This window comes from Pseudomonadota bacterium (genome assembly GCA_039815145.1).
In the GTDB taxonomy this organism is placed as follows: domain Bacteria; phylum Pseudomonadota; class Gammaproteobacteria; order Steroidobacterales; family JBCBZW01; genus JBCBZW01.
The window spans coordinates 17,346-27,892 of the sequence record JBCBZW010000062.1 but is presented as its reverse complement, the minus strand read 5'-3'; the positions used below and the strand labels follow the sequence as shown (position 1 = coordinate 27,892).

Below are 10,547 nucleotides of genomic sequence, written 5' to 3'. Positions count from 1 at the left end.
TGGGGATGTTCGCGAATCGCCGTGACCGCTTCGCGCACGGTCCACCCCTCGATCAGCGTGACCTGGTACTGGATGACATCGCCGCTCACGAGCAAGGCCAGGAGGCCTGAGGGGGTGAGGTCCCCATCGAGCCGGTACTGCCCCGCCTGAATTCGAGTGGCGTCCCCCTGCCAACGCGCCAGCGCACGCCACCAGCGTGGGTGGGTCAACCAGCCGCGCTCCGCTAGGCGCTGTGCCAACCCGGAGAGCGAGGTACCGGGCTCGACCTCTAGCACCGCATCGGCAGGAATGGGCAGAGGGGACTCGAGCCAGCGCCATACCACGTGTGCTCCCCACGCAGCGGCGCCGCCAAGCAGCAGCAGGCTCAGGGTGGCAATCGCCAGTATGCGAGAGACCAGAGGGGTCATGCGCCAGGCACCCCGACGCGGCGGCCGAGTTCGCGCCGTAGCTTGTCGATGCGGGCGGTCACTTCCGCGCCCTCTACGGGCAGCGCCTCGCCGTCGATGCTCCCCACCGTTCGAAGGCCGGTCAGTGAGCTGCTCAGTAACACAGCATCGGCACGATGTTGCAGGCGATCCATGGTGAGATCTTCGTGGATGACCGTCATGCCTTGCGCCTGCGCCACGTCGAGCAGCGCCCGGCGCATCACGCCGGCCACTCCCGCCTGGTCGAGCGCGGGAGTCACGAGGGTTTCGCCGCAGAGCGCGAACACGTTAGCTGAGGTCGCGCATACGATGGCATCGCCGGCCGCCCGCATGAGCCCTTCGGCGATCCCAGGGTCGGCCCACTCGCTGCGCGCGAGCACCTGGGGCAACCGGTTGAGGTGTTTCATGCCCGCGAGGGTCGGATTGATGCTGAGTGGTGTCCGGCAGATCCGTACGGTCAGGGGTGCCGGCGGCGTCATGCACCAGGTGTCTGCAAACCCGGCGTCGCGCGGCGTCTCCAACAACAGAAGGCGCGGGGACGCATCAGCGGGGATGGCGTAGCCGCGCGGTCCGCTGCCACGGGTTAACAGTAGCTTTAGGATGCCGTGACCAAGGGCGTGGGCGCGCGCTTCGATCGCCCCCTGCAGGGCCAGGCGGTCGGTCGTCAGGAACAACCGTTGCGCGTCACTGCACAAGCGATCGAGATGGTGGTCGAGGAGGCGGACCCGGCCGGCGACCACGGCCATCGTCTCGAACAGCCCGTCGCCGTACGCCAGGCCGCGATCATCGGCCGGTACGCTGACGCTGGAAGGCTCGGGCATGAGCGCCGTTCGACAGGCGTCGAGGCTAGTCGACGCGCTTGAAGATCACGGTGCCGTTGGTGCCACCGAAGCCGAAGGAGTTGGACAGGACAACGTTCAGGCGGGCTTCGCGAGCCGTGTGCGGCACGAAATCGAGATCGCATTGAGGATCGGGGTTGTCGAGGTTGATCGTGGGCGGGATCACCCCCTCACCCAGGGCGAGTACCGAGAACAATGCCTCGATCGATCCGGCCGCGCCGAGCAGGTGGCCGGTCACCGACTTGGTGGAGCTCACGGCCAGCTTGTACGCGTGATCGCCGAAGGTGCGCTTCATCGCGATAGTCTCCGCGATATCGCCGGCGGGCGTCGAGGTGGCGTGGGCGTTGATGTAGTCGATGTCCTCGGGATTGAGCTTCGCATCGCGCAGGGCGGCGGTCATGCAACGGCGAGCGCCGTCGCCGTCCTCCGAGGGCGAGGTCATGTGGTAGGCGTCGGCGCTCATGCCGAAGCCGCCGTACTCCGCGTAGATCTTCGCCCCGCGCGCACGCGCGTGAGCGTATTCCTCCAGGACGAGGCACGCGGCGCCGTCGCTCAACACGAAACCGTCCCGGTCCGCGTCCCAGGGACGGCTCGCGAGCTGCGGTTCGTCGTTGCGCGTCGAGAGCGCGCGTGCGGAGCAGAATCCGCCCAGTCCCAAGGTGGTCGTGGCCATCTCGGCGCCACCGGCCACCATGATGTCCGCGTCTCCGTGCTGGACCATGCGCGCGGCGAGCCCGATGTTGTGGGTGCCGGTCGTGCACGCCGTGACGACGCTGATGTTCGGTCCCCGCAGCTTGTGCTTGATCGACAAGTTGCCGGCGACCATGTTGATGATGCTGGCCGGAACGAAGAACGGCGAGATCTTCCTCGGCCCCTTCTCCAGCGCGGCCTCGTAGTTGCGCTCGATGGTGCCGATGCCGCCGATGCCGGCGCTGACCGCACACCCGATACGCTCGGCGAGCTCATCGTCGATGTCCTCGAGGCCCGCGTCGACCAGGGCGTCCGCACCGGCGGCGATGCCGTAGTGCATGAACGGATCCATCTTCCGCGCTTCCTTAGGCGCGAGGTAGGCCCCAAGATCGAAGTCGTCGATCGTGCCGCCGAAACGCGTGGTGAACGCGCTTACGTCCATAGACGTGATCGGACCTATCCCGCTACGACCTTCCTTCACGGCGGACCAGGCCGCCTCGACCGTGTTGCCCACGGGCGATACGACGCCGAGTCCGGTGACTACGACTCGTCTCATGTTGCTCAACCTCGGCCTGGAAAGGCTGGCCGTGAGACACGGTCCAGCCTGCGCTTCTTGAAGGGACCCGCGGACACGGCGGGTTACCGAGCGACTTTAGTCGCTGGAACGATTCTTGATGTAGTCGACCGCCTGCTGCACCGTGGTGATCTTCTCGGCCTCTTCATCTGGGATTTCGAGCTCGAACTCCTCTTCGAGCGCCATGACCAGCTCAACGGTGTCGAGCGAGTCGGCACCCAGATCATCGACGAAGGAAGCATCGCTGGTGACGGAGTCTTCCTTCACCCCGAGCTGCTCGGCGACAATCTTCTTGACCTGTTCTTCAATGCTCATGTTCGTGTAGTTCCCCTTCAAGGATCTCGTGTAAACCGGGCGCTTGCCCGGGGCGGCTTTCGCTGCGGCGCTGCATTTTACGCGGAGCGCCGCCTGACTACTACTGGTAGGTACGGGGATCCAAGCACTTATGGCCCCATCAGCCCTACTGCATGTGCAGGCCACCGTTGACGTTCAGGGTCTCGCCCGTGATGTAGGCGGCGGCTGGAGAAGCCAAAAACGCCACGGCGGCCGCGATGTCGTCCGCAGAACCGAGGCGGGCCAGAGCGATCTGTCCCTGAAGGGCGTCACGCTGCGCCTCGTCCAGGGCATCGGTCATGTCCGTGGCGATGAAGCCCGGGGCCACCACGTTGACGGTGATCTCCCGCGAGCCCACCTCGCGCGCCAGGGACTTGCTAAAGCCGATGATGCCGGCTTTGGCTGCCGCGTAGTTGGCCTGCCCCGCATTGCCCATCAGGCCCACCACGGAGGCGACGTTGATGATGCGCCCCTTGCGCGCCTTGGTCATGCCGCGCAGGGCAGCCTTGCACATGCGGTACATGGACGTGAGGTTCGTGTTCAGCACCTCGTCCCACTCCCTGCCCTTCATTCGCATGAGCAGGTTGTCGCGGGTGATGCCGGCGTTGTTGACGAGGATCGTGGGCGGGCCGGCGAGCTCCTTGACCGCCGCGAAGGCCTCGGTGACGGAGTCATCGTTCGAGACGTCCAGCACCAGGCCGTGGCCCTTGGCCCCGGCCTCGCGCAGGGCAGCCTCGATACCGTCGGCACCGCCCTGAGAGGTGGCGGTACCGATCACCGTGGCGCCCTGCGAGGCGAGCACCCGCGCGATGGCGGCACCGATGCCGCGCGAGGCGCCGCTGACCAGGGCGATCTCACCTTCGAGGACGCGATCAACCACGACCGATCTCCCGCAGCGCCGTGAGGCACTCGTCTAGGGTGGCAGGGTCGTAGATCCCGTGGATCGCGAGTTCGCGCCGCCGTTCGATACGTCGATTGAGTCCCATCAATACCTTCCCAGGTCCGCACTCGATGACTGCATGGACCCCCTCCTTCACCATCGAGCGAATCGTATCCACCCAGCGCACCGGCTTGTACAGCTGCTGCACCAGGGCATCACGAATATCCTCGGGGTAGCCGTGGCGACCGATGTCCACGGTGTAGATCTCCGGCACCAGGGGGTGGCGGAACAAGGTGTCGTCCAGGCGTTCGCGCATGCGCTCCGCCGCAGGCTTCATGAGCGAGGAGTGCGAAGGCACGCTCACCTGCAGGAGCACGACGCGCTTGGCGCCCTTGTCGCGCGCTGACTGCATGGCGCGTTCGACGGCGCCTGCGTGCCCTGCGATAACGATTTGATTAGGTGCGTTGAAGTTGACGGGCTCGCAGACCCCACCGTCGGCGACGGCCTCTTCGCACGCGCTGGCGACCTGGCGGTCCGTCAGGCCGATGATCGCCGCCATCGCGCCCTCACCTGCGGGCACCGCCTCCTGCATGACCCGGCCCCGGTACTCCACGAGCTTGATGGCCGTGGTGAAATCCAGGGAGTCGGCACACACCAGCGCCGTGTACTCGCCGAGGCTGTGACCGGACATGACGGTGGGCGATGGGCCGCCGCGATTGCGCCACACGCGCCACACGGCCACACCGGCTGCCAGCATGGCGGGCTGCGTGCGCTCCGTGCGTGCCAGCTCTTCCGCGGGGCCCGTTTGGGTCAGCGCCCAAAGGTCGTAACCAAGCGCGTCTGACGCCTCTTCGAAGGTCTGCTTGACCATCGGCTCGGCAGCGGCCAGTTCGGCGAGCATGCCAACCGACTGTGACCCCTGCCCTGGGAACACGAAGGCTAGCGCCATGAGCGTCTCCAACTTCGCAAACGCGGAAGTTTACTGGCCCTGGCGCCGCACGCTCAACCGTTCGCGACAGGATTCGTCGAGGGCCAACAGCAGCCCGAGGGCGATCAAACCGCCCACCGTGCCGTAGAGATGCGCGACCTCGATCACGGGCCCGCGCGAGGCGCTCGTCGACCAGGGCATAGGCCCCACCAGCACCTCCCAAGCCAGCTTGAGCCCAAGCCCGATCACCATCAGGGCGGCGCCAGGCCTGCGGGTGAGCGCCATCCACCCTGCCCCGGCCACGAAAAGACCGTGCTCGACACCGGAAAGCCCCACGTACCAGCCCACTTCGGGCTGCCAGAGGTAGAGGCCCGCATCGATCGCGAGGCATCCCCCAACAAACGCCGCCCACCAGGCGCGGGCCGGGAGGATGCCAGCGAACAGTAACCAGATCAGCGCGAAGGCCACTCCATCCAACAGGAGGTGGGCGCCGTTCATGTGCACCAGATGGGCGGAAATCAGTCGCCAGGGTTCGCTCAGGAGTAGCGGCAGGTCTCGTTCGTAGCGCAAAAGCAGTCGCCAGACGTTACCCCCTAGAGCGATGGTGAGGGCGAACCCCACGGGCACCACCACGCCGGCCCAGTCGGCGAGGGGCAGGCGCAGCATTTCGCGGGCGAGTGGGGTCCCAGATCTCATTGTCTGCGGGTCCGTTTGCTAGAATGGGGGGTCTTCTGGGCCGTCGGCGGCAGAAGCGTCGTCGGCGCTCGCGTCTCCCCGCATCTCCGCGGGGGCGTGCGCCCCTAACAGTATGAACATGAACACGGTAACGAGATCAGGGAGTCTTGAGAGATGATGAACGCAACGCCCCGAGTGACGAAGGGCCGTCAACACGGATTTACGCTCATCGAGATTATGGTGGTGGTGGTAATCCTCGGCATCCTGGCCACCCTGGTGCTGCCCAACGTCATGGGCCGAGCCGACGATGCTCGCGTCACCAAAGCCAAATCGGACGTGCAAGCGCTCATGTCAGCGCTCAACCTCTACCGCCTGGATCATCTGCGCTACCCCGCGGGGGACGTCGGTCTGGAGGCGCTGGTGAACCCGCCCCCCGGCACCACCCGCAACTACCTGCAGAAGAGCACCGTGCCGCGCGATCCCTGGGGCAACCCCTACCAGTACGTCAATCCAGGCGTGCGCGGTGAGATCGACGTGCTCAGCTTCGGCGCGGACGGTGCGCCGGGCGGTGAGGGCTTCAACGCCGACATCGGTAGCTGGGAAACGAGCTGAGCCTGGGCTCGGCTCGCAACGCCAGGAGCGCGCTCGTGCGTGTAAGGGGCATCTCTGGGTCATCCGCCGGCGGTTTCACGCTGATCGAGGTGATGGTGGTGATCGTGGTGATCTCATTGTTGGCCGTCGCCGTGGTGATCAACCTCCCCTCCACGAGCGGCGACCGAATGCTCGAGCGTGAGGTCAATCGCCTCACCGCCCTGCTCCAGATGGCGAGCGAGGAAGCGTTGTTTCAGGGCCGCGACCTGGGCCTGCACATCGACCTCGATAGCTACAGCTGGCATCAGTTCGACCCCCAGGGCCTGAACTGGATTCCCCTCCAAGACATCGAGCAGCTGCGCCCGCGGGAGCTGCCGGAATTGGTGGAATTCGAGCTGGTGGTGGAGGGGCGCGGTGCCAAATTGACGCCGAGCGACAAGGAGCGCCGCCAGCTGCGCCAGCGGGATCGCGAACAGGGCAGCGAGGATGACGACGAGAGCCAGACCGGTGCCGCGCAGGCGAGCACCGTCACGCCTCAGGTCATGGTGCTGGCCAGCGGTGAGTTGACGCCGTTTGCGCTCCATTTCCAGAGCGAGGTGTCCGAGCGGCGCTACACGCTCACCGGACAGCCCTTCGGCGCCCTGGAGATCACCGAGGAAGAGGGACTGTGATGGTCGGTGCCCGACGAGCCCTGCCCCGATCGGCTGCGGGGTTCACGCTGATCGAACTGCTGGTGGCCGTGGCCGTGGTCGCGTTCAGCCTTGCGGCCGCGTTCCAGACCATCAACCAGGCGGCTTTCGGCACGGGCCGCATGCAAGAGCGCACCATGGCGAGCTGGATCGCCCTCAATCGCGTCGCTGAGTTGCGTCTGCTGCCGACGATCCCAGAGATCGGGCGATCCGATGGTGAGGTGGAGTTCGGCCCAGCCGAGTGGGTGTGGGAAGCGGAAGTCAGCGCCACCCAAGTCGAGGCCCTGCGCCGCGTAGAAGTGGTGGTGCGCTACACCCGTGACGGCGACGCGCTCGCCACGGTGGTGGGCTTCGTTGGCCAGCCCCCCGCCCCCGGCGGCGCACCAGCGCCCTGGGCCGGCATCCCCGGTGGGCAGCCCGGGACGCCCGGCTTGCCCGGAACCCCGAACGATCAACGCACGCCACAGGGCGAGCGGGAGGAGACCTAGCATGCCGTCCGCTCGGCTGCCCAGGCGCACCCACGGCTTCACCCTGATCGAGATCATCGTGGTGGCGGGGATCTTCGCGATCTTCGGACTGCTCGCCTTCGGCAGCCTCAACCGCCTGTTGCAGCAGGACGGCATTCTGCGGGCCTCCGCAGAGCGCCTGCAGGAGCTGCAGTTCGCAGTGCGCTACATGGCCAGCGACCTGTACCAGGCGCAACCGCGGCCCGTGCGCGACCTTCTCGGCGAAGGCCGTGTACCGGCGATGGTGTCCGGGGCGACCAGCGAGTTCCCCTTGGAATTCACCCGCGGCGGCTGGAGCAACACGATCGGCGCCCGCCGTCCGACGCTGCAACGCGTCGCGTACCTGATCGACGACGGCTCGCTGGTACGCGTGTACTGGCAGGTGCTGGACCGAACGCTCGGCAGCCAACCGGTGCGCATCGCGTTGCTCGACGGCGTAGAGCAGATGACCATCCGTTTCATGGACTCCACCCGTGCCTGGCAGACGGATTGGCCGCCGCTGAACGCCGGCGGCGACCCCCAGGCGCAGCTCTACGCGCGCCCGCTGGCCGTCGAGTTCGTGCTGGTGATGGAGGACTTCGGGCAGATTCGTCGGGTCGTGGAGCTGAGCCCATGACCACCGGTCATCCGCGACGGCAGCGCGGCGCAGCGCTGCTGACGGCGGTGCTCATCGCCGCCCTCGCCACGGTGATCACGGTCGCCCTCGCGGACGCCTACCAGCTGCACTTCCGCCGCACCACGGTGCTGGTGAGCTCGGAGGTGGCCATGCAGTACGCCCTCGGCGCGGAGAGCTGGGCCCACGACATCCTGCGCCAGGATCTGCAGGACACGCAGTCCGACCACCGCCTGGAAGCCTGGGCCACGTCCCTGCCGCCGCTGCCTATCGACAACGGCCTCATCGAGGGCACCCTCGAGGACATGCACGGCCGCTTCAACCTCAACAACCTCGCCGGCGGGCAGCAACAGCAGCAGCAACAACCTGGTGGCGGCCTGCAGCAGCAGGGCGCGCAACAGAACATCGACGAAAATGCGGTGGCCCAGTTCCAGCGGCTCCTGCAGGCCCTCGAAATCGATCCCGCCCTCGCCTACGCCGCCGCGGACTGGATCGACTCGAACCAGGAAGTGGCCTTCCCCGACGGCGCCGAAGACGACTTCTACACGGGTCAGGAACCCGCCTACCGCACCGCCAACCTGGCGATCACCAACCCGAGCGAGCTGCTCGCCATCGGCACCTTCGACGTGGCCGCCTGGCGCGCCCTGCGGCCCTTCGTCACCGCCCTGCCGCCGGGCACGGCGATCAACCCGAACACGGCCTCCCCGGTGGTGCTGCAGTCACTTTCGGAGAACATTAGCCCAAGCGATGCCCAGGGCATCTTCGAGCAAGCCGGCGTAACCCCCTACGAGAATCTGGATGACCTCAGTCAGCAGATCGGCCTGGAAGGCGGCGGCGCGGCCAGCGTGACCGTCAATTCCAACTACTTCCGTCTCATCGTGCGGGTGACCGTTGGTGCTACCCTGTTCACAATGTACAGTTTGCTCGAGCGCGACAATCAGGGTCAGGTCTGGACCCGTTTCCGCACATTCCACACAGAATAAGAACCTGAGCCCGCCATGCCCGAACATCTGATCGTCCGTTTATCCGCCGAGCAGGACGCTGCGCCAGAAGTCCTGCGCGTCGGTGAGGGCAGCGTCGGCCACCCCGTGCAGGTCGTCTCCCCGAGCGAGCTGACCACCCCGCCGGGCGAAGGTACGCGCGTGGTCGCCCTGGTGCCCGGTGAGCACGTCTTGCACCGCATGACCCGCGTGCCCGTGAAGGGCGCCGCGAAGATTCTGGCGACCGTGCCCTTCGCCCTGGAGGAGCACATCGCGGAGGACGTGGGCACCCTGCACTTCGCCATTGGCGCCCGCGAAGATAACGGCGATGTGCCGGTCGCCGCCGTGGCCGCCGATCTCATGGAGCAGTGGACCGAGACTCTTGCCGAACTCAAGCTTCCGGCGAAGGCGATGTTCGCGGAGTCGGCGCTGCTGCACCCGCCCTCGCGCACCGCGGTCGCCCTGATCGACGGCGATCACCTGCAGCTCGCCGCCCACGGCCAGCCGCCGGTGGTGGATCAGGTGGATAACCTCGAATTGCTACTGGATGCATTAGGTGCAGGCCGGAACGACATCAGCCCCGCCGCTGACCAGAGCGACGGCGCCGAAGGTGACGAGGATTCCCAGGACGACGATGCGGACGCGGACAACAGCCCGCCCAGCATCCTCACGATCTTCGCCAGCGCGGAGGACCTGCGTCGCCACGCCGCCATGTTGGACGCCCTGGAGAGCCGCATGGAGCGCGTCGAGCGACGCGAGCTGACCGCTGGCGCCGCGCCGCTGCTCGCCCAGCAAGCGGCCCAGGAAGTCGAAGCGATCAATCTGCTCCAGGGCGCCTACGCCCCGGCCTCCCACTACGGCGCCCTGTGGCGCGAGTGGCGGGTGGCCGCGGTGCTGGTCGGCGTGCTGTTCCTCACCATGATCGGTGGCAAGGGGGCACAACTGCTGCAGCTACGCGCGGAAGATGCCCGCTTGAGCGCCCAGGTGGCCACCGCCGCTGAACAGCTGTGCCCGGGCGGCATCAACGCGAGCTTCGGCGTGCGGGAACAACTCGCGCGATGTCTCGGCGATGGTGCCGGACCAACCGAAAATGAGCTATTCCTCACCATGCTCGACGTACTCGGCAGCGCCCTGCGCGACAACCCCAACACACGTATCGAAGAGGTGCGGTTCGCTCGTCAGAAGATGGATCTGAAGCTGCTGGCCCCAAGCGTAGACACGCTCGATGAGATCAAGCGCATGGTAGCCGATCGGGGCGGCATCAACCTCGAGATCGAGCAGGTGAACCCCCAGGCGGACGAGGTCGAGTTCCGCATTGAATTGACCAGGCCTAACGCATGAAAGAGTGGTTCGAAGGACTAGAGACGCGCGAGCGTTGGGTGCTGGTGATCGGCTCGATCATCGCCGTGATCAGCATCCTGTACGGCGGCATCATCAGTCCCCTCTACGGCGCGGTGGACAAGCATCAGGCGAGCGTGCGCGAGCACACGCAGCTGCTGCAGTGGATCCAGGCCAACCAGGGTCGGGCCACCACACGCGGCAACGGGGGCGGCGGCGGTGGCGGCAGCGCCGTGACGGAGCTGAGCCGCCAGGTGCGCAGCGCCGGCCTCCAGCCCTACCTCGAGCAAAGCCGACCGAACGGTAACAACGGCGTGCGAGCCGAGTTTCGTAACGCCCCCTTCGACGAGTTGATGAAATTGCTCGGTAACCTCGAGAGCGGAGCCTCCCTGCGCGTAGTGGATGCCGCCGTGCAACCCGGGGATATCCCCGGCACCGGCAACTTCCGAGTCACGCTGGCGCGAGCGGGATCCTAAGTGGACGCCG

The 10,547-nt window shown here is 66.7% G+C and carries 14 protein-coding genes; 7 read left to right on the top strand and 7 right to left on the bottom strand.

Features of this window, described 5'->3' with window-relative positions; translation table 11 throughout:
- The 7 genes from AAF184_15385 to rrtA all read right to left on the bottom strand — a co-directional run.
- A partial coding sequence (locus AAF184_15385) for an endolytic transglycosylase MltG (protein MEO0423719.1) occupies positions 1-407 on the bottom strand: 407 nt, incomplete at its 3' end.
- Positions 404-1,246: an aminodeoxychorismate lyase gene (gene pabC / locus AAF184_15380; protein ID MEO0423718.1), complete on the bottom strand. Its 843-nt coding sequence runs from the start codon at positions 1,244-1,246 to the stop codon at positions 404-406. The genes AAF184_15385 and pabC, both read right to left, overlap by 4 nt.
- A gap of 25 nt (positions 1,247-1,271) precedes the next feature.
- On the bottom strand, positions 1,272-2,510 hold the full coding sequence (gene fabF, locus AAF184_15375) for a beta-ketoacyl-ACP synthase II (GenBank protein ID MEO0423717.1): 1,239 nt from the start codon (positions 2,508-2,510) through the stop codon (positions 1,272-1,274).
- A gap of 96 nt (positions 2,511-2,606) precedes the next feature.
- Positions 2,607-2,843, bottom strand: a complete 237-nt coding sequence (gene acpP / locus AAF184_15370) for an acyl carrier protein (GenBank protein MEO0423716.1) — start codon at positions 2,841-2,843, stop codon at positions 2,607-2,609.
- Between the two features lie 145 nt (positions 2,844-2,988).
- Positions 2,989-3,741, bottom strand: a complete 753-nt coding sequence (gene fabG / locus AAF184_15365; GenBank protein ID MEO0423715.1) for a 3-oxoacyl-ACP reductase FabG — start codon at positions 3,739-3,741, stop codon at positions 2,989-2,991.
- Complete coding sequence (gene fabD, locus AAF184_15360; protein ID MEO0423714.1) at positions 3,734-4,690, bottom strand: ACP S-malonyltransferase; 957 nt, start codon at positions 4,688-4,690, stop codon at positions 3,734-3,736. Before fabD ends, fabG begins: the two co-directional genes overlap by 8 nt.
- A 30-nt stretch (positions 4,691-4,720) precedes the next feature.
- The gene (rrtA, locus tag AAF184_15355) at positions 4,721-5,365 is read right to left on the bottom strand and encodes a rhombosortase (GenBank protein ID MEO0423713.1); all 645 of its coding nucleotides are present in this window, start codon (positions 5,363-5,365) and stop codon (positions 4,721-4,723) included.
- A gap of 153 nt (positions 5,366-5,518) precedes the next feature.
- On the opposite strand from rrtA, the gene gspG reads away from it, so the two are divergent.
- Genes gspG through gspM form a run of 7 tightly spaced genes read left to right on the top strand, consistent with a single transcriptional unit; the run spans position 5,519 to position 10,537 of the window.
- Complete coding sequence (gspG, locus tag AAF184_15350) at positions 5,519-5,956, top strand: type II secretion system major pseudopilin GspG (GenBank protein MEO0423712.1); 438 nt, start codon at positions 5,519-5,521, stop codon at positions 5,954-5,956.
- Positions 5,957-5,991: 35 nt separating this feature from the next.
- Positions 5,992-6,606 carry a type II secretion system minor pseudopilin GspH gene (gene gspH, locus AAF184_15345; GenBank protein ID MEO0423711.1) on the top strand — a complete coding sequence of 205 codons (615 nt, stop codon included), beginning with the start codon at positions 5,992-5,994 and terminating at the stop codon, positions 6,604-6,606.
- Positions 6,606-7,112, top strand: a complete 507-nt coding sequence (gene gspI / locus AAF184_15340; protein MEO0423710.1) for a type II secretion system minor pseudopilin GspI — start codon at positions 6,606-6,608, stop codon at positions 7,110-7,112. Before gspH ends, gspI begins: the two co-directional genes overlap by 1 nt.
- A 1-nt stretch (position 7,113) precedes the next feature.
- On the top strand, positions 7,114-7,746 hold the full coding sequence (gene gspJ, locus AAF184_15335) for a type II secretion system minor pseudopilin GspJ (GenBank protein MEO0423709.1): 633 nt from the start codon (positions 7,114-7,116) through the stop codon (positions 7,744-7,746).
- Positions 7,743-8,726: a type II secretion system minor pseudopilin GspK gene (gspK, locus tag AAF184_15330; protein ID MEO0423708.1), complete on the top strand. Its 984-nt coding sequence runs from the start codon at positions 7,743-7,745 to the stop codon at positions 8,724-8,726. The genes gspJ and gspK overlap by 4 nt, the downstream gene beginning before the upstream one ends.
- 15 nt (positions 8,727-8,741) lie before the next feature.
- Positions 8,742-10,064 (top strand): type II secretion system protein GspL, encoded by a 1,323-nt coding sequence (gene gspL, locus AAF184_15325; GenBank protein ID MEO0423707.1) that lies wholly within the window; start codon positions 8,742-8,744, stop codon positions 10,062-10,064.
- Positions 10,061-10,537 carry a type II secretion system protein GspM gene (gspM, locus tag AAF184_15320; protein MEO0423706.1) on the top strand — a complete coding sequence of 159 codons (477 nt, stop codon included), beginning with the start codon at positions 10,061-10,063 and terminating at the stop codon, positions 10,535-10,537. Before gspL ends, gspM begins: the two co-directional genes overlap by 4 nt.
- Positions 10,538-10,547 lie beyond the last annotated feature (10 nt).